A 17289-nucleotide genomic window follows, 5' to 3' on the forward strand; every position below is an offset into this window, starting at 1 on the left:
CCTCATGAGCTCAGTCGGAACCCGGCGGGCTCGAGGGCGGCGGATCCCGCTCCTCCATGGCGCCGCGCAGTCCCCGGGACAGGGCATCGGCCAGGGCCTCCTCCTCGATCTCGATTTGCAGGGCGTTGTTGAACTGGTTGAACAAGTTGCAGATCGAGATCCTGAGGGTCAGCTCGACGATCTGCCGCTCGGTAAAGGCCCGCCTCAATCTCGCGAAGACGTCGTCCCGGATACCCCAGGCCCGTTCGACGACCAGCCTGGCGTAGTCCCGCACCAGGACGTCGATCTCGTCGAAACCCGGGGGAGAAGGCTCCAGGATCCGTTCCACCGCTTCGGGGCGGATGCCCAGATCCACCAGGACGGACCCGTGGTGGGCGATGCAATAGGGGCAGCGATTGATGCGGCTCACCGTGACCACCGCGATCTCCACGAGCCGACGCGGCAGGCTGCCGCTCCCGCGCCATTCCACCAGCAGCCCGCAGAGGTGACGCAGGGCCGGCGGGGAATGGGCGATGATTCTGACCTGGTTGCCGAAGCTTCCGTATTCGGCCGTGAACAACCGGTAAAGGGGTTTAAGGTCGTCGGGCACCTCTTCGATCGGGACGTCTCGAACGCGGGCCATGGGTCTTCTCCCGGTCCATCCAGCGGTTTGAAGATGTCCTGCCCTCCGAGGGGCCGGGCACACCGGCTCGTTTCCAGGGGAGACGGCGGGCGGAGCCGTCAGGCAGGGCCTGAGTTCAAGATTAATGAATGGAAAATATCAAGAAATATCGCTTTTATCAATAATCGACCCTCACTTATAGTTCGTGCATCCGCCTTCTGCCAAGAAGGCGGCTCCGTGTCGGATTTTCGATTCCCTTACGAGGAAGGACGGATGGGGCAGGTAGCGGCGGCTTTTCGCTCTCTCGGCGAGGTAGAGGGTATGACACAAGCCCGTGAAGATGCCGGGACGAGGAACGCCACCGCCCAACGCCAGGTGCAGGTGCGGGCCATCATGCTGGAGGCGGAGGGCATCGCGAGTTTCGAGCTGAGGGATCCCCAGGGTGAGACGTTGCCGGCCTTCACCGCCGGCGCCCACATTGACGTCCATGTCAAACCGGGGTGCGTGCGCCAATACTCCCTGTGCAACGATCCCAAGGAGCGGCACCGCTACGTCATCGCCGTGCAGCGGGAAAACGACGGGCGCGGCGGTTCACGGGCCCTGCACGAGGACGTCCGAATCGGGGACCTCCTGACGATTGCTGGACCGCGCAACCATTTTCCCCTGACCGAAGGGGCCCGGCGCCATTTGCTCATCGCCGGCGGCATCGGCGTCACCCCGATGATGGCCATGATCGCGGAGCTCGAGGCCCGGGGCGAGGATTACCGCCTTTATTATTGCACGCGCTCTCGAGAAAAGACGGCGTTCCTCGACCGCCTCGGGCCGCTGGTCGCGGCCGGCAAGGTGAAGGTCCACCATGACGGCGGAGACCCCGCCCGCGGGCTCGACCTGGGCACGTTGCTGCGCGAATGCGAGCCCGGCACCCACCTGTATTACTGCGGCCCCCCGGGTTTCATGGAAGCGGTCAAAACGGCTTCCGCTCACTGGCCGCGGGAGGCCCTGCACTTCGAGTACTTTTCGCCTCCCGCGGACGCTTCGGCCCCGGGATCCGAGAACCGCCCGTTCCGGATCAGGCTGCTTCGCAGCGGCCGGGAGCTGGAGGTGCCCGCCGACAAGACCATTGTCGGCGTTCTGCGGGAGAACGACGTCTTCATCGAAACTTCCTGCGAAAACGGGGTTTGCGGAACCTGCCTGACGCGCTACGTCGACGGGGAGCCGGATCATCGCGACTTCGTCCTGGACGAGGCCGATCGCAAGGAGTTCGTGCTCGTGTGCTGCTCCCGATCTAAGACCCCCGTGCTGGTGCTGGATCTGTAGCGCCGGCGTGGCACGGGGGAGGGCGCCCGGCGGCCGTTGATGTACCCGGTTGAAATCGGAGTGGCTGACTTCGCAAGAGGAGTTGAAACTCATGGAATCGTATCAGTACGTCAAGGATTGTTGGTACGTCGCCGGGCTGTCCCACGAATTCAAGCCGGAGACGCTGACGGGGCACAAGATCGCGGGCCAGCCGCTGGTCATCTGGCGGACCAGGACGGGCAAAGTGGTCGCTTTCGACAATCGTTGCTGCCACAAGCGATTTCCCCTGTCCGAGGGGCGCCTGCTGGAAAACGGTCTGCTCGAATGCGCCTATCACGGGCTCTGCTATGACGAACAGGGCAGGTGCGTGAAGATCCCGTCCCATCCCGACGGGCATATACCGCCCCAGGCCAGGCTCCGTCCCTTTCCGGTGATCGAGCAGGATGGCCTGGTGTGGGTCTGGACCGGCAACCCGGAACGCGCCGCCCTGTTCCAGCCGCCGCGCACCCCGGAAGTCGCCGACCCGGCCTGGGAATCGATCGATTCCGGACCGATGCACGTTCCGGCGAACTACTTGTTGCTGATCGAGAACCTGCTCGACATCACCCATTTCTATCCGCTGCACGACGGCAACATCGGCGACTACGCCAACAGTCTCTTGCCGATCGAGTTGGTGGAGGGGGAGATCGGAGGCTACCGTTTCGTGAAGACGATCCGCCGTGCCAGCAACTACGTCCAGCCGCCCTATTTCGTCGACTGGTTCCATTACGAGGTGGTCGACCGGGAGCACACCCACTGCATGCTGAGCCCGGGCCTGACGCGGGTGGAGTTGCGGGTGGCGCCTCCGGGAAAGCTGGGCACCGGCATGGACCGGGGATACGTGCTGTTGCACACCCATACGCCAGTGGACGACCGCAATCACGTGTGGCGCTGGTGCGTGAATTGCCGCGCCGACCATATGTCCCGCGGCGATCCCGCCAGGTCGGCGGCCCGGCGCATCGCCGAGATGTTCCCGGACGTGGTCGCCCAGGATCGCTGGGCCCTCGAGAAGCAGCAGCAGATGTTCGACTATCCCGACGACGGATATTCGGAGCTGTTCCTGAAGTCCGACAAGGCGCTGCGTCGGGCCCGCCAGGTGCTGGCCCAGATGCAACACGAGGAGATCCTGGCGGTGAAAGGCAAGGCAGCGGCCTCTTCGATGGGCGCGCCGGCGCTGACGAAGCGAGGATAGAATGTGATCGCCCGAGCGGGTCCGCTCCCGAGGAGGCGGAGGGCGGGCGGCGGGGCACGCCTTGACGAAAAAGCGTGGGAGGGCTCGTGTCGATTCACAAACCGTTGGCGGGGTTGAAAGTCCTGGAGTTCGGTCAGATCGCAGCCGGCCCCTTCGCTGGGTCCCTGCTCGCCGACCTAGGCGCCGACGTGGTGAAGGTGGAGCGTCCCGACGGCGGCGACGGCATGCGGGCGTGGCCGCCCCTGTCCGCCGGGGCGGAAGGGATCGCGTTCAGCGAGAATTTCGCCTCCTTGAACCGCAACAAACGCAGCCTCGCCGCCGACCTGAAAAGCGAAACGGACGTCGCCCGCCTGCGCCGGCTGGCGGCCCGAGCGGACGTGGTGATCGAGAATTTCCGCCCAGGCGTGCTGGTCCGTCTTGGCCTCGGTTACGAAACGCTCAAGGCGGACAACCCAGGCCTGGTCTATTGCTCCATCTCGGGCTACGGCCAGAGGGGGCCCTACGCGGAAAAGGGCGCCTTCGACGTCACCATCCAGGCGGTGAGCGGAGTGATGAGCGTGACCGGGGAGGAAGGAGGGCCGCCGGTCAAGTGCGGGGTACCCATCGGCGATTTCTGCGCCGGGCTCTACGCCGCCTATACCATCCTGGCCGCCCTGGTGCGCCGCAGGGAAACGGGCAGAGGCGCCTTCATCGACTGCTCCATGGTGGGAAGCCTAATCGGTGTGGCTGCCCTGCAGACTAGCGAATACTTCGGCACCGGCAAACCCCCCCGCCGCCTGGGCTCGGCCCACCCCCGCAATGCACCCTACCAGGCGTTCCGCGCCAAGGACGACTACTTCGTCATCGCCGCCGGCAACGACAAGCTGTGGTGGGAGGTATGCGAGGCGGTCGGCAAGCCCGATCTCGCCCACGATCCCCGCTTCAAGAGCCAGGAGCTGCGGGCGCGGAACCAGGCGGCGCTGGTCTCGATCCTGCAGCCCCTGTTCGCCTGCCGCACGGCGGCCGAATGGCTCGAGGAGATGGACCGGCGCGGCGTGCCCTGCGCCCCCATCAACGACTACGCCCAGATCCTGTCCGATCCCCATATCGAAGCCATGGACCTGGTGCAGCCGCTTACTTTGCCGAACGGGGTCCGCACCCGGACGACGGCCTACCCCGTCTTTCTTTCCGACTACGCTTTCGAGATCTCCCGGCCGCCGCCGTTGCTAGGCGAACACAGCGACGAGGTCTGCCGCGACTGGCTCGAAGAGGTCGTTAAGCGGGTTTGACGTCTTTGCCGCGCTTCGGCGGTGGGGGTGTCAGGGCGGCGATCTGCCCCAGAAGCTCGCGCAGCGGCCGGGTTCGCGATTCCGACGTGGCGCCTGTCGCTTCCGTCGCCGCCTTCACTCGGGCCCAGGCGGCGTCGTCGAAAGTCCTTTCCGCCGCCGGGAAGAGCGTGTTCTCCTCCTCGCTCATGTGCCGGCGCAGGTCGTCGATCAGCGCGCGGGCCATGGAGGCGGCCAGTTCGCGCGGAAGCTGAGGATGCTGCCCGCTCCAGAACAGGACCGTGCGCAGACGCTCGGCGCGCGCCTCCAGGTCCGAGTGCTCGGCTGCGATCGCCTCCGCCGACGGGGTGACGGGCGCATTGGCCTGCCCCAGCGCCTTGTAAACAGCTGCCTCCACCGGGCGATGGACCGTCTTCGGGAATTCGGCGACGTAGCGAAGGGCCGCGTCGGCCAGGTAGGGATCGAATCTGCCCCCCCGGCCGAAGTCCTCGACCGCGTTCTCGAGCACCTGCAGGATCGTGCGCATGTGCGCGTGCTGTTTTCTGAGCGTGTCCAGAATTTCGGCCATCCCAGCCTCCATCGGGAAAACGGTTTCCTTATACCGCTCAGCGCCGGCGGAGGATTTGATCTAGCTCAACCTTTCTTGCCGGCCGGGGCGGGCGCTCGCGCCCCATGGATCCCCACCCCATCCGGGGCGAAGGCCTGATGTCCTCCGGCGGCGTCTACAGGGCGGCGCTCATGGGCCAAGCGGGCTAGATGACGCCGGCATCGCGCAACCCCTCGATCTCCGTCCCGGTGAAGCCGGCCTCAGCCAGGACCTCCTCGCTGTGCTCGCCGGGTTGCGGTGCCGGTCGTTCGACCGAAAACGCGAAATCGGTGAGGTGCAAAGGGCAGGCGAACTGGACCGGCCGCCCGCCGACGTCGCGTACGATCATGCCGCGGGCATTGAAGTGGGGATCGGCGAGGGCTTCCTCCAGGGTGAGCACGGGGGACACGCAGCAGTCGGCGTGGCGGAAGCGCTCGACCCAGTGGGCGAGGGGCCGGGAGGCGAAGATTGCAGTCAGCTCGGCCTTGACCCGGGCGCGTTCCTCAGGATCATCCGGCATCTGCTTGGGCTTCAAGTCGGGGCGCGCCAGCGCTTCGCACAGCCGGTCCCAGAACTTGCGCTCCAGCGCCCCCACCGCCACGTAGCGCCCGTCGGCGGTCGGGTACACGTTGTAGCAGGGCAGCGCGCCGCTGATCGTGTCCTCGCCCCGGGGCACGGTGCGGCCCCGGCTGAGCAAGGCGAGCATGGGAAAGACGGCGTGGGCCAGCACCGCGTCGGTCATGGAGGCGTCCACCAGCCGGCCGCGGCCGCTCGTGCGCGCGTCCAAGAGCGCCGCCAGGATCCCGGTGGCCCCCATGAGGGCGCCGCCGAGCATGTCGGCGATCTGCAGGTTGGGGATCACCGGAGCGCCTCCCGCGGGGCCGATCTGGTCCAGCACCCCGGCATAGCCCAGGTAGTTGACGTCGTGGCCGGCCAGGTCCCGGTACGGTCCGTCCTGGCCGAAGCCGGTGATGGCGCAATAGACGAGCTTCGGGTTCGCCGCCGCGAGCTGCGGGTAGCCTACCCCGAGGCGCTCCATGACCCCCGGACGGAAGCTTTCCACCACCACGTCGGCCCCTCGCGCCAGGCGCAGGAAGGCCTCGCGCCCGCGGGGATGCTTCAGGTCGAGCCGCAGGGCTCGCTTGTTGCGGTTGAGCAGCGTGAAGAAGGAGGAGGTTTCGCCCGGCGCGGCGTTGAAGCTACGCGCATAGTCGCCCTGCTGCGGGTCCTCCACCTTGACCACGTCGGCTCCTAGGTCGGCCAGATAGAGGGTGCACAGGGGCCCAGGCAAAAGGCGGGTCAAGTCCAGCACCCGCACGCCGGCGAGGGGTTTGGGGCGGGAAGTCACTGGGTCGATTCTTCGCGCCTTAACATTTTGGTTCAGAACTACAGCCACGCCGCGGCCGGATTGGTGCTCTTGGTGATCGCCACCGCCACGATGTAGAGGAACACGACCTGGGCCGCGATCCAAGCGATCACCCGGTCGCGCTTGGTCTCGCCGTGCTTCAGTCCGTACATCCCGAGCAGGATATAGAGAATCAGTGCCACCACTTTGGCGGTCACCCAGCCGGCGACGAACGGGTACTGGGCGATCATGATGGAGAGGGTGACGCCGGCGGCGAGGAGCACGGTGTCATTCACGTGGGGGACGATCCTGACCCATCGCCGGTTAAGCATCGGCGAGTCGACGATCATCCACAGCCCCCTTACGAAGAACAGCCCGTAGCTCGCCACCACGCAGGCCACGTGCAGATGTTTAATCCAGGTGTAGGCCATCGCTGGTTCGGATCACGGAACAGGAAGGCGGGATGCCGGGTTCGATTTCGATATGGTTTGAGCGGCACTCCCGCGGAGCATCCGGCGAAGCATTATCGTCGGCCAGCGCCGCCCCTGGCAACCGGGCGAACCTCCCGCCTCCCTCGGCGAAACAGGCGGGCTTGGCGGGGGGACCGGGGTATGATTTCCTTCGTCTTATGCCCCTGCCCGTGGAAAGATCCGCCGAAATCCTCGAGTTTCCCCGGTCGCCGGACGAGCCGGCGGCCCGGGAGGAAGAGGCTCGCCCGAACCGCGCGCCCATCGCCTGGTTCCTGGCGGGCTCTGCCCTGCTGCACGCGGCGGCTTTGCTGTTTCCGGTGCCCCTGATCCACGACGAAGTGCGGCTTCCCGCGGTGCTCTCGCCCCTCACGGTAACCGTGGCGCCCGTGCCGGAAGCGGATGGCACCGATGAGCCCCGCCCGGAGCCGGAAATCGAGCCGAAGGCGCCCCCGGTTTCCTCCCGCGCCCCGGTACGGCTCCGGGCTGAAGCGGCTCCGACGCCTCGGTTGTCTCCGCCGGCAACCGCCCCTTCGGCCCCGGCCCGCGACGCGCCGCCCGAAGCCCTGCGGGCCGATCCGCCCCAAATTCCCCAGGCCGATCCGCCACCTCCTTCCGGTGCCAGCGCGCCTGCGCCCGGGACGGTCCCGGCGGTTGAACCGCAGGTCTCGCGGCCGGTCCCGCTGGAGACGACCCCAGGGGGCGCGCCGGAGAAAACGCCGGGCTCCGCCCGCCGGGCGGCCCCGGAGACCACGCCGCCCAGTTACACGGCGGATTACCTGCGCAATCCGCCGCCCGAGTACCCCCTGTCCGCGCGGCGGCTCGGACAGGAAGGGTGGGTGGTATTGCGGGTGAAGGTGGATCCGTCCGGCGCCCCGGCGGAAGTCCACCTGGCGAGAAGCTCGGGCGTTATATCCTTGGATCAGGCCGCCCTGGAGGCGGTGCGGCGCTGGACCTTCGTTCCCGCCCGCCGGGGGGAAGAGGTCGTGGCGGCCTGGGTGGAGGTGCCGATCCGGTTCCAACTTCGTGACGCCAGGAAATGACGCGAATGATCCAGAAAAGATCGATGCGCACGCTCTTAGGGGCCGTGGTCTTGCTCGCCTTGTCCGGCTGCAGCCGGATCGACCTGGCCTACAGCAACCTGGAGCTGCTGCTGCCCTGGTACGTGCAAGGCTACGTGGAGCTGACCGACCGGCAAAGCGCCCTGATGCGCACCCGGGTGAAGGAGCTCAAGCGCTGGCATTGTGCCGACGAGCTGCCCGTCTATGCCGCCTGGGTGCGCCACGTGGGCGAGGACATGACCCAGGGCGCCACGGTGGAGCGGTTGGAGGCCCGTTACGGGGAGTTCCAGGCGGCTCTGGAGCGGCTCTACGCCCAGGCGGCGCCCCATCTCGCCGAGCTGCTTTCCAGCGCCAGCCCCGAGCAGGTGGACGCCGCGGTCGCCAGCCTGGAGAAGCGGGACGAGAAATTCCGCACAAGCTGGGTGGAACTCTCCCGCCCCGAGCTGGAGGCCAAGTACGCCGAATGGATGAGGAAGCACCTGGAGCGCTGGATGGGGCCCCTCACCGAGGCCCAGGGGCAGCGAGTGGACGCCTGGAGCCGGGCCCTGGTTCCCACCGCGCGGGAAACCCTGGCCTACCGGCAGCGCTGGCGCGAAGCCCTCGCCCAGGCGTTGAGAAACCGCGATCGGCCGGAGGAGCTGCGGCGGCGATTGGAAGAGCTGCTCACCCGCCCGGCGCTCCTGGAGCCGCCCACCCGGGCCCAGGACCTGGCGGCCAACCGGGCCCGCACCTGGCGCTTGCTGGTGGAGGTCGGGGAGACGATGACGGCCGAGCAGCGGGAGACCTTGCTCCAGCGGACCGGCGCCCTGGGCCGCGCACTGGAGCGCATGAGCTGCGGCCGGCAGCGCAGCCAGGCCGGCGCCCCGCCTCCTTCGCCTTCGGGATGAAATGAAAAAGGTGCTCCTGGTCGGCGTCCAGCCCGCCGGTGCGGCCTCCCTGACGGCCCGGGTGTGGGAGCACCTGAGACAATGGTTTCCCGGGCGGGTCGTCCTGGGCACCCTGGACCTGCACCAGGGGACGCACGGGGAGCGGCTGGCACAGGAGATCCTGGGGCGGTGCGGCGCGGTGGTGGCGGTGATGGAGGAGGAGTCCGGCGGCGCCGCCGGCTTCCTCCGGAACCATTTCGACGGGGGCGGCCTCCTGGCGGCGGCCATCCAGCGGGGGTTGCCGGTGGTGGTGGTGCTCCCGGCCGGCACCGCCTTGCCCCCGGAATCTCACCTGCCGGCGCCCCTTCGTCCCCTGGTCCAGGCGAGGAACGTCCAGGTGCGCAGCGCCCATCTGCGGAAGGACCTGAACCTGCTGGTGCGCCAGCTCTATCCCCTGCTGGGCGAGCACTATCCCGGACGCATAGAAAGCTGGCTGGCTTCTGCGGCGGGCCTGCCGGCGTACAACGAGCTGCAGCGAGCCGTGTTCGCCTTCGTCACGGTGCTGCTGGCCGCCATCGCCCTGCTGATCGGGTTGCGTTCCTACATCGGCGAGATCCGGGCTGCCCTCCTGCTCGGGGCCGTCTGGCTCACCTGGTCTATCGGAAAGCAGTCGGCGAAGCTCGCCTGGGTGGCCCACCTGGGAGCGGTGGCGGCGATCATCTGCGTCGCCCTGGAGTTCTACGGGATCCTGTCTCCTCGTTGAGGGCTCCGGGCTTTGCGCCGGACGGCGTCACCGGGGCGGTTTGACGATGATCTCGATGGACTGGTCACGGGGCGTAGGAGACGCGGTAAATCGCGCCAGCGAAATCGTCGGACACGAGAATCGAGCCGTCGGGAAGCTGGGCCACGTCGACCGGACGACCGATATACTCGTCCTGCTCGGTGAGCCAGCCTTCGGCGAACACCTCGGTCTTGTCCGCAGTCCCGTCCGGCTTGAGGGAGGTGAACATGACCCGGGCCCCGATGGGCTTGGTGCGGTTCCACGACCCGTGCTGCGCCGAGAAGATGCCGCCCTGGTACTTCGCCGGGAACATCTTGCCCGTATAGAAAACCATGCCCAGGTCCGCCGCGTGGGCGTCCATCTCGACCTGAGGGAACACCACGTCCGGCGGCGGCGTGGAGTCCCTGTATTCTTCTGTGCGCACCTTGCCGCCCCCGTACCAGGGGAAGCCGAAGTGCTGGCCCGGCTTGGTGGCCCGGTTGAGCTCCCCGGGCGGGATGTTGTCGCCCATCCCGTCCACCTGGTTGTCGGTGAACCAGAGGGTCTTGTCCTTGGGATTGAAGTCCATGCCCACCGAATTGCGGATGCCCCGGGCATAGACTTCCCGGTTCTTCCCGTCCCGGTCCATGCGGATGATGCCGCCGATGCCGACCCGGTCGTAGAGGGCGAGTTTCTCTTTCGGGGGCACGTTGTAGGGCTGGCCCAGGCTCACGTAGAGCTTGTTGTCGGGGCCGATGCGGCAGACTCGGGCGCCGTGGTTGTAGCTCTCCTCTTCCACCGGGATGAGCTCCCCCTGGCCTACCACCTTGAAGGCGGCGACATCGGGCCCTTCGTAGAAGAATTCGGCGGCCGGGAACACGACCACGCGGTTATGTTCGGCGACGAACAGAAAGCCGTCCCGGGAAAAGCACACCCCGTTCGGCACTAGCATCTCCAGGGAAGGAGCGAAAGGCTTCACCTCGTCGGCCACCCGGTCTTTGTCCCGGTCGGTCACGGCCCAGACCCGGGTCTTGCGGGTGCCGACGAACACTACGCCGGTGGAGGGACCCACCGCCATGTGGCGGGCGTCGGGCACCAGGGCGTAGAGCTCGATCTTGAAGCCGGGCGGAAGCTTGATGCGTTGCAGGTTTCTCTTGATCGCCTCGGCCTTGGAACCCGTCTGGGGGACGGTCTGGATATCCAGGGGCGTGCCGGTGGTGCGAAAGCTGGAGAGCCTCTCCAGGTTGCCCTGCGCCGCCGCGGGACCCGCGCAAGCCAGCACGCCCGCAACCAGGGCGGCGGGTAAAACGTGTTGTTGGCCCATCTTGGCTTCCTCCTCGGTGGTTTGACGCGCGCTTCCATTCTAGGAAACCTTGCCGGCCCGGCAAGGCGGTTTATCCTTCAGAAAACACTCCGTGGCCAGCGCAGGAGTGGGGAGGAAGGCTGCGGAGGCAGGAAAACCAGGGGCACTAAGGGCTAGCCCCTGGGTCGCGCCGGCAGGGGCAGAGAGAAGGCTACGATGGATGGCTCCAGGGCCTCGATCAGGGTGAGCCCCGGCGCGCTCACCGTCATCGTCCGGCCGGCGGCGATGAACCAGTCGTCCGGGTCGCCCTCCTGGGTCATCCACAGAAGGCCGGAGACGCAGGCGATCCGCACCCCCTGACCCCTGCGCAGGCGCAGGATCTGGCCTTTCTCCAGGAAGAGGTCCGCGTTGCTCGGACGGGCGCCCATGCAAGAATCATAGGCAGCCGGCCTGCCCGATAACAGAATCAGAAATTCCGTTTTGCTTGCGAAACAGTTCGGGAGCCGGGAAACTGTGCTGGAAGGCGGTCCGGGCAACTGTGTCTTTGACGCGGTCCCGGCCGGGTCCATGATCGAACGGGCTCATGACGAATGGGATTGACGGGGCTCAACCGATGCAGCCGCCGCTCTACGAAACCGTCGCCAACGAAATCGCGGCGCTGATCAAAGCGGGCACCCTGCGCCCGGGGCAGCGGGTGCCGTCCGTGCGCCGCCTCTCGGCCCAGCGGGAGGTGAGCATCTCCACCGTGCTCCAAGCCTACCGCCTGCTGGAAGACCGCAAGATCATCGAGGCCCGCCCCCAGTCGGGCTACTACGTGCGCCATCCCGGATTGCGACTGGCCGAGCCGCAGCGCTCGGAGCCGCCCGCCCGCCCATCCAAGGTGGGCGTGTCCAACCTGGTGGAAGCGCTCCTAGAGGCCGGCAAGCGGCCTGAGATCGCGCCCCTCGGCACGGCGTGCGCCGCGCCGGAACTCTACCCCGCGGCCCGGTTGCAGCGCATCGCCTCCTCCCTCGCCCGGCGCAAGCCCCGGCTGATCTCCGCCTATTCCCTTCCGCCGGGCAACGACCGGCTGCGCCAGGCGCTGGCCCGCCGCGCCCTGGACTGGGGCTGTAGGCTAGAGCCGGGCAATCTCATCGTCACCAGCGGTTGCACCGAGGCGGTCAACCTGTGCCTGCGCGCCGTCACCGAGCCGGGGGACACGGTGGCGCTGGAGTCCCCCACCTATTTCGGGCTGCTGCAGATCGTGGAAAGCCTGAAGCTGAAGGCCCTGGAGATTCCCACCTGTCCGCGGCGCGGCCTGTCCCTGGACGCCCTGGAGCTGGCCATGCGCTCGGGCCAAGTGAAGGCGGCGGTGGTCATGTCCAATGCCAGCAATCCCCTGGGCGCCACCCTGTCCGACGAAAACAAAAAGCGGCTGGCCGGGCTTGCCGCCGCCCACCGGGTGCCGGTGATCGAGGATAACGTCCACGGCGAGATCTACAACGGCACGCACCCTCCTAAAGTGGCCAAGTGCTACGACCCGGACGGGTGGATCCTGCTGTGCGGCTCTTTTTCCAAGACGCTGGCGCCGGGATTCCGCATCGGCTGGGTCGAGCCGGGCCGCTATCGCGACCGGGTTTATACCCACAAATTCGTCGCCAGCATGGCCCAGCCCGAATTGCTGCAGGAGGCGCTGGCCGAGTTCCTGGAAAGCGGGGGCTACGACCGCCACCTGCGGATCCTGCGCACCCGCCTGGCGGCCCAGGTGGGCGCCCTGTCGGACGCGGTGGCCGCCTCTTTTCCCAAGGAGACGCGCATCACCCGGCCCGCCGGCGGCTTCGTGCTGTGGATCGAGCTGCCCGAGGGGGTGGACGCCATGACCCTTCACCGGGAGGCGCTGGAACATGGGATCGGTATTGCGCCGGGGCCCATGTTCACGGCATCCGACCGCTACCGCCACTGCATCCGCTTGAACTGCGGCCATCCCCTGACCCGGCCGCTGGAGCAAGCGGTGATGCGGCTCGGAGATCTGGTCCGGCATCAGTTGGAAGCAACGCGCCACAAAGCCCGGGTGCCGGCGTGAGTCTCAGCGGCTGACTTGGTTGCGCCCCCGGCGCTTGGCCCGGTAGAGCGCCTTGTCCGCCGCCCGCAGCACCTCCTCGGGGCTGGTGTAGCGCTCGTTCGGCTCGGCCACCCCGACGCTGACCGTGACCGAGACGTGGGTGTCCGGCGCACGTCGGCCCCGCTCTCGCCGTCCCGAACGCTCGCTCGCGGGGCGGTCCTTGCCGCGCACCGCCAGTTTGTACCCAGCGATCCGGGCCCGGAGCGCTTCTAGGTGGGGCAGCGCCTCCCGGAGGGTCACGCCCGGAAAGAGCACTGCAAACTCCTCTCCGCCGAAACGGTAGGGGCGCCCACCCCCGCCCACTTCCGCCAGGCGGGCAGCCACCATCCTCAGCACCTGGTCGCCCACGTCGTGGCCATGGGCGTCGTTGAAACGCTTGAAGTGATCCACGTCCACCATGGCCACGGCGTAGTGGCCGCTCAGGCTCATCAGGCGTTCGTTCAACGCCCGGCGGTTAGGCAGCCCCGTGAGTTCGTCCCGGAAAGCCATCCGGTAGGAGTCCTGGAGCAGGCTGGCGAACAGGATGAGCGCCGCGGCGGCGGCGAACGCGCTGGCCGCCGTCGGGTGGGCCAGGGTGTAGGCGAAGCACGTGAAGGCCGCCAGCGCCCCGGCGAGTCCAGCCTCGTTGGGGGAGCCACGGCCCACGAGCCGGACGGCGATCGCCAGGAAGGACCCGGCGGCGGTCAGAACGCCGAGTTGGGGAATGGGGGGCGAGCCGGGCAGGGCCAGGGCAAACAGCCGCTGTTCGAGGAGGTTCAAAAGGTAAAGATCCTGGGCGCGAGCCAAGGCCGCCACCAGGGCTACCTCGCCCAGGATCAGCACCAGGCGGCGCAGGCCCCAGACGTTGAAGATGCCCCGCTCGGGAAGCCACGCCAGCAAGGCCAGGTTGACGGGCACGAGGAGGCAGATGCCCAGGTAAACCGTGCGCGCCGCCACGCTCCCCAGGTCCGGGACGATGATCAGTTTGTAGCCCAGGTAGGCGGCCGCGAGGGTGAGGGCGACGAAAAAAGGCCGGCTGCGGTTGAAGCCCAGGCTGGTCAAGGCGGTGACCGCGAGCATGGCGTAGGCCCCGTAGTTGCGCAGCGCCGCCACGGCAGGGGGCAGCTGCCCGCCGTAGCGCACCAGCAAAAACGCCCCGAGGATCGCGGTGGCCGGGACAACGACGGCAAAAAGGGCCCGATTCAGGGCGGCGGTCAAGGTCGGCTCGGAGAAGGAAGCTGCCGGGAAGATCGATGGGAATTATAGCCCGGGCGCCGCCCCCCGCTTGCCCCCGGCGCCGACCGGCGGCCGGCGCCCGGCGGCCGGCGCCCGACGGCCGGCGCGAGGATTTTTTCGGATTTTGTGGTAATTTCTTACGTGGCGCGATTTTTGCAACCATGCGTCGTAGCAGAGGCCTGTCGTGACCTGGATTCTGGCGGTAAATCTGGCCGGGATGCCCGACCGGTGGCTGGAGGTAGAGGACGCCATCACCTACCACGCCAAGGGGATGGTGGCCTGGTCGGTGGGAAACTTGGTGTGCACCTACCACGGCGGCGTTTCCCGGCTGACAGGGGTGCGCTCGGAGCTGTCCACCCGCTCCATCATTGCCATCAAGGGCACCGACTTCATGCCCAGCCGGGAACGGGAGCCGGCGTTGACCAACGCCGCCCTGTTCGCCCGCGACCGCTACCTCTGCGCCTACTGCGGCCACCAGTTCCGGGAACGCCAGCTTTCCCGGGACCACATCATTCCCCTATCCCGGGGCGGAAGGGACCGGTGGATGAACGTGGTGACCGCCTGCAAGGTCTGCAACGGCAAGAAGAACAACCGCACCCCCGAGGCGGCGCGCATGGGCCTGCTCTACGCGCCCTATGTGCCCAGCCGTTTCGAGCACCTGATCCTGCAGAACCGGCGCATCCTCGCCGACCAGATGGAATATTTGATGGCGAACGTGCCCAAGCACAGCCGACTGCATTCCTAAGCGGGTCGGCCCCGCCGGCCAAGGCGCTTCCGTCTTTCGCGCGAGCCCGATCAACCCTATGCCGCGACGGCGCGGGTCGCCGCGGTGCGGGGCGCCGTCTCCGCCGCCTGGGCGAGCGCCCGGTTAACCCCCGAGACGATGGCCTTTAGCGACGCGCTCACGATGTTGGCATCCACGCCCGCTCCGTGGAGGGCCGGGCCGTCCCCCAGCTTGAGCTCCACGTAGGCGGCCGCGGCGGCGCTGGCCCCGGCGCCGATGGCGTGCTCGTGGTAGTCCAGCACCCGCACCTCCTCCTCAAGGGCATGCACGAAGGCGTCGATGGGCCCGTTGCCCCGCCCCCGCAGGGTGCGGCGGCGACCCCGCTGCTCCAGCTCCACCGTAATCTCCACTTCGCCCCCTTCCTTTTCGTTCACGTGGTGGGCGAGGTAGCGGTACGGATCCGACGCCTCCAAGTACTCGCGGCTGAACAGCTCGTGGATCTCCCGGGCAGTGACTTCCTTGCCCGAGGTGTCGGTGAGCCTTTGCACCACCCGGGAGAACTCGATCTGCAGCCGGCGGGGAAGCTGCAGCCCGTAATCCCGCTCCAGGAGGTAGGAGACGCCGCCCTTGCCCGACTGGCTGTTGACCCGGATCACCGCCTCGTAGCTGCGGCCCACGTCGGCCGGATCGATGGGCAGATACGGCACTTCCCACGGGGCGTCGGGCCGCTGCACCGCGAATCCCTTCTTGATGGCGTCCTGGTGGGAGCCCGAGAATGCCGTGTACACCAGATCGCCCGCGTAGGGGTGGCGCGGGTGCACCGGGAGCTGGGTGCAGTACTCGACGCAGCGGCGCACCTCGTCGATGTCGTCGATCTGGAGCCCGGGATGGATGCCCTGGGAATACAGGTTCAGCGCCAAAGTGACCAGGCACACGTTGCCGGTGCGTTCCCCGTGGCCGAAGAGGCACCCCTCCACCCGGTCAGCCCCGGCCATCAGCCCTAGCTCCGCGGCGGCCACGGCGGTGCCCCGATCGTTGTGGGGATGCAGCGACAGCACGATGGATTCCCGGCGCGCAAGGCTGCGGTGCATCCACTCGATCTGGTCGGCGTAGACGTTGGGAGTGGCCACCTCCACTGTGGCCGGCAGGTTCAGGATCAGCTTGCGCTCGGGCGTGGGCTCCACCACGGCGGTGACGGCGTTGCACACCTCCAGGGCGAAGTCGAGCTCGGTGGCGGTGAAGGTCTCGGGACTGTACTCGAAGCGCCATTCGGTTTCGGGCCGCTGCGCAGCGAGGCGTTTGATCAGCGACATGCCGCGCACCGCCATGTCCACCACCCCCCCCTTGTCCTGCTGGAACACCACCCGGCGGAACACCGGGGAAGTGGCATTGTACAGGTGGACGATGGCGCGCTTCGCCCCTTGCAGCGCCTCGAAGGTGCGCCGGATCAGGTCCTCCCGCGCCTGGGTGAGCACCTGAATCCACACGTCTTCCGGCACCCGGTCCTCCTCGATCAGCCGCCGCACGAAGTCGAAGTCGGTCTGGGAGGCGGAGGGGAAGGCGACCTCGATTTCCTTGAAACCCAGCCGCACCAGCAGCTCGAACAGGCGCAGCTTGCGCTCCACGCTCATGGGCTCGATCAGCGCCTGGTTGCCGTCGCGCAGATCGGTGGACAGCCAGATGGGCGGCGCGCTGATGACCCGGCCGGGCCAGGCCCGGTCGGGAAGATCGACCGGCTTGAAAGGTCGGTATTTTTTCGCAGGTTCCTGCACCATGGTAACGCTCCTGGGTTTCCGTCGTCGAAAAAGCTTCCCCGCCCCGGTGGGGCGGGCCGTTACAACGCGAATGGGGAGATGGAAGTCGTCAGCGCCCGAGCAGGCGCAGCAGCAGCCCCGCAAGCAGGAGGCTTGCGGAAAGAGGAAAAGCGAGAGGGCTGGTCGAAAGACCGAAAGCCCGGCTGCCGATCAGAATCATGACGCGATGATGCCCCAAAACGGGGCGGCTCGGCAAGCCCCCGGGCCCTGCCCGGATAGTTCAAGAAGCTAGCGGACGAAGCGCAGGTAGAGGCAGGCCGCTCCCATGACCGCCACCACTGCGGCGCAAAGGGCCGCGCCGAGCCCGAGGGCGCTGCCCAGCACGGTGATGAGCGGTGGCTCGGCTCCCGAGGCGGCCCGGGAGACGATCTGCAGCAGGGCCAGCAAGGCGGCCAACATCGCGCTCCAGCGGACGGTGTAGGCGAGCAGAAGCCCGAGCTGGGCCCGGTTGTGCCGGTAGGCGGCTGCGCGCTCCAAGGGCGAGCCCCGCAACACGTCCCGCAGCAACCCTCCTGGCCAGGGAAAGCGCTGGATCAGGGATTCTCTGGGGGAGGCGAGGACCCGGCGCGGACAAGTCTTCATTTCTTCATGGTGGACTTCCGGCGCTTGCGATGCAAGACTAGCCCGGATGCTTCATGAGGGACTCGGGAGGAT

At 67.6% G+C, this 17289-nt stretch carries 17 protein-coding genes; 8 read left to right on the plus strand and 9 right to left on the minus strand.

Translation table 11 applies throughout. The features are described from left to right. Positions 1–10: 10 nt before the first annotated feature. Positions 11–622, minus strand: a complete 612-nt coding sequence (locus ACTFO6_RS07685; protein WP_439933868.1) for a carboxymuconolactone decarboxylase family protein — start codon at positions 620–622, stop codon at positions 11–13. Positions 623–922: 300 nt separating this feature from the next. Between ACTFO6_RS07685 and ACTFO6_RS07690 the strand changes: the two genes are divergently transcribed. The 3 genes from ACTFO6_RS07690 to ACTFO6_RS07700 all read left to right on the plus strand — a co-directional run bounded on the left by ACTFO6_RS07690 (position 923) and on the right by ACTFO6_RS07700 (position 4396). Next, positions 923–1918 carry a PDR/VanB family oxidoreductase gene (locus ACTFO6_RS07690; protein WP_439933869.1) on the plus strand — a complete coding sequence of 332 codons (996 nt, stop codon included), beginning with the start codon at positions 923–925 and terminating at the stop codon, positions 1916–1918. Between the two features lie 91 nt (positions 1919–2009). Next, positions 2010–3128, plus strand: coding sequence for a Rieske 2Fe-2S domain-containing protein (locus ACTFO6_RS07695; protein WP_439933870.1), 1119 nt, complete (start codon positions 2010–2012; stop codon positions 3126–3128). Positions 3129–3220: 92 nt separating this feature from the next. Continuing rightward, on the plus strand, positions 3221–4396 hold the full coding sequence (locus ACTFO6_RS07700) for a CaiB/BaiF CoA transferase family protein (protein ID WP_439933958.1): 1176 nt from the start codon (positions 3221–3223) through the stop codon (positions 4394–4396). Here the strand turns inward: ACTFO6_RS07700 and ACTFO6_RS07705 are convergent. The 3 genes from ACTFO6_RS07705 to ACTFO6_RS07715 form a co-directional block, all read right to left on the minus strand. Then, the gene (locus ACTFO6_RS07705) at positions 4383–4961 is read right to left on the minus strand and encodes a hemerythrin domain-containing protein (RefSeq protein ID WP_439933871.1); all 579 of its coding nucleotides are present in this window, start codon (positions 4959–4961) and stop codon (positions 4383–4385) included. The genes ACTFO6_RS07700 and ACTFO6_RS07705 overlap by 14 nt on opposite strands. A 184-nt stretch (positions 4962–5145) precedes the next feature. Further along, positions 5146–6327 carry a CaiB/BaiF CoA transferase family protein gene (locus ACTFO6_RS07710; protein ID WP_439933872.1) on the minus strand — a complete coding sequence of 394 codons (1182 nt, stop codon included), beginning with the start codon at positions 6325–6327 and terminating at the stop codon, positions 5146–5148. A gap of 38 nt (positions 6328–6365) precedes the next feature. Then, positions 6366–6755, minus strand: a complete 390-nt coding sequence (locus ACTFO6_RS07715; protein WP_439933873.1) for a SirB2 family protein — start codon at positions 6753–6755, stop codon at positions 6366–6368. A gap of 209 nt (positions 6756–6964) precedes the next feature. On the opposite strand from ACTFO6_RS07715, the gene ACTFO6_RS07720 reads away from it, so the two are divergent. Genes ACTFO6_RS07720 through ACTFO6_RS07730 form a run of 3 tightly spaced genes read left to right on the plus strand, consistent with a single transcriptional unit; the run spans position 6965 to position 9481 of the window. Further along, positions 6965–7834, plus strand: coding sequence for an energy transducer TonB (locus ACTFO6_RS07720; protein WP_439933874.1), 870 nt, complete (start codon positions 6965–6967; stop codon positions 7832–7834). 23 nt (positions 7835–7857) lie between these two features. Beyond that, positions 7858–8739 carry a DUF6279 family lipoprotein gene (locus tag ACTFO6_RS07725; RefSeq protein WP_439933875.1) on the plus strand — a complete coding sequence of 294 codons (882 nt, stop codon included), beginning with the start codon at positions 7858–7860 and terminating at the stop codon, positions 8737–8739. A gap of 1 nt (position 8740) precedes the next feature. Then, entirely contained in the window at positions 8741–9481 is a 741-nt protein-coding gene (locus ACTFO6_RS07730; RefSeq protein WP_439933876.1) for a hypothetical protein, read from the plus strand. Positions 9482–9545: 64 nt separating this feature from the next. Here the strand turns inward: ACTFO6_RS07730 and ACTFO6_RS07735 are convergent, their stop codons facing one another. Both ACTFO6_RS07735 and ACTFO6_RS07740 read right to left on the minus strand, forming a co-directional pair. After that, complete coding sequence (locus tag ACTFO6_RS07735; RefSeq protein ID WP_439933877.1) at positions 9546–10802, minus strand: PQQ-dependent sugar dehydrogenase; 1257 nt, start codon at positions 10800–10802, stop codon at positions 9546–9548. A gap of 152 nt (positions 10803–10954) precedes the next feature. Beyond that, a complete protein-coding gene (locus ACTFO6_RS07740; protein ID WP_439933878.1) occupies positions 10955–11209 on the minus strand; it encodes a DUF2917 domain-containing protein in 255 nt (84 codons plus the stop codon). A 185-nt stretch (positions 11210–11394) separates the two neighbouring features. Here ACTFO6_RS07740 and ACTFO6_RS07745 point away from each other — a divergent pair, with 185 nt between their 5' ends. Next, entirely contained in the window at positions 11395–12843 is a 1449-nt protein-coding gene (locus ACTFO6_RS07745; RefSeq protein ID WP_439933879.1) for a PLP-dependent aminotransferase family protein, read from the plus strand. Positions 12844–12846: 3 nt separating this feature from the next. Here ACTFO6_RS07745 and ACTFO6_RS07750 read toward each other — a convergent pair whose 3' ends face one another. Next, the gene (locus ACTFO6_RS07750; RefSeq protein WP_439933880.1) at positions 12847–14079 is read right to left on the minus strand and encodes a diguanylate cyclase; all 1233 of its coding nucleotides are present in this window, start codon (positions 14077–14079) and stop codon (positions 12847–12849) included. Between the two features lie 235 nt (positions 14080–14314). Here ACTFO6_RS07750 and ACTFO6_RS07755 point away from each other — a divergent pair, with 235 nt between their 5' ends. Beyond that, the gene (locus tag ACTFO6_RS07755; RefSeq protein WP_439933959.1) at positions 14315–14842 is read left to right on the plus strand and encodes an HNH endonuclease; all 528 of its coding nucleotides are present in this window, start codon (positions 14315–14317) and stop codon (positions 14840–14842) included. A gap of 56 nt (positions 14843–14898) precedes the next feature. Here the strand turns inward: ACTFO6_RS07755 and leuA are convergent, their stop codons facing one another. Together leuA and ACTFO6_RS07765 are read right to left on the minus strand one after the other, a co-directional pair. Beyond that, positions 14899–16596 carry a 2-isopropylmalate synthase gene (gene leuA, locus ACTFO6_RS07760; RefSeq protein ID WP_439933881.1) on the minus strand — a complete coding sequence of 566 codons (1698 nt, stop codon included), beginning with the start codon at positions 16594–16596 and terminating at the stop codon, positions 14899–14901. Positions 16597–16863: 267 nt separating this feature from the next. Continuing rightward, positions 16864–17217, minus strand: coding sequence for a hypothetical protein (locus ACTFO6_RS07765; RefSeq protein ID WP_439933882.1), 354 nt, complete (start codon positions 17215–17217; stop codon positions 16864–16866). Positions 17218–17289 lie beyond the last annotated feature (72 nt).

Origin of the sequence: Pelomicrobium sp. G1 (assembly GCF_051905455.1) — a bacterium.
In the GTDB taxonomy this organism is placed as follows: Bacteria; Pseudomonadota; Gammaproteobacteria; order Burkholderiales; family UBA6910; genus Pelomicrobium.

Bases quoted from the DNA above. Each gene is read 5' to 3' on its own strand.
- ACTFO6_RS07740 (WP_439933878.1), bottom strand. From the start codon at position 11,209: ATGGGCGCCCGTCCGAGCAACGCGGACCTCTTCCTGGAGAAAGGCCAG.
- ACTFO6_RS07735 (WP_439933877.1), bottom strand. From the start codon at position 10,802: ATGGGCCAACAACACGTTTTACCCGCCGCCCTGGTTGCGGGCGTGCTG.
- ACTFO6_RS07685 (WP_439933868.1), bottom strand. From the start codon at position 622: ATGGCCCGCGTTCGAGACGTCCCGATCGAAGAGGTGCCCGACGACCTT.
- ACTFO6_RS07765 (WP_439933882.1), bottom strand. From the start codon at position 17,217: ATGAAGACTTGTCCGCGCCGGGTCCTCGCCTCCCCCAGAGAATCCCTG.
- ACTFO6_RS07690 (WP_439933869.1), top strand. From the start codon at position 923: ATGACACAAGCCCGTGAAGATGCCGGGACGAGGAACGCCACCGCCCAA.
- ACTFO6_RS07745 (WP_439933879.1), top strand. From the start codon at position 11,395: ATGCAGCCGCCGCTCTACGAAACCGTCGCCAACGAAATCGCGGCGCTG.
- ACTFO6_RS07725 (WP_439933875.1), top strand. From the start codon at position 7,858: ATGCGCACGCTCTTAGGGGCCGTGGTCTTGCTCGCCTTGTCCGGCTGC.
- ACTFO6_RS07715 (WP_439933873.1), bottom strand. From the start codon at position 6,755: ATGGCCTACACCTGGATTAAACATCTGCACGTGGCCTGCGTGGTGGCG.
- ACTFO6_RS07695 (WP_439933870.1), top strand. From the start codon at position 2,010: ATGGAATCGTATCAGTACGTCAAGGATTGTTGGTACGTCGCCGGGCTG.
- ACTFO6_RS07705 (WP_439933871.1), bottom strand. From the start codon at position 4,961: ATGGCCGAAATTCTGGACACGCTCAGAAAACAGCACGCGCACATGCGC.
- leuA (WP_439933881.1), bottom strand. From the start codon at position 16,596: ATGGTGCAGGAACCTGCGAAAAAATACCGACCTTTCAAGCCGGTCGAT.
- ACTFO6_RS07730 (WP_439933876.1), top strand. From the start codon at position 8,741: ATGAAAAAGGTGCTCCTGGTCGGCGTCCAGCCCGCCGGTGCGGCCTCC.
- ACTFO6_RS07755 (WP_439933959.1), top strand. From the start codon at position 14,315: ATGCCCGACCGGTGGCTGGAGGTAGAGGACGCCATCACCTACCACGCC.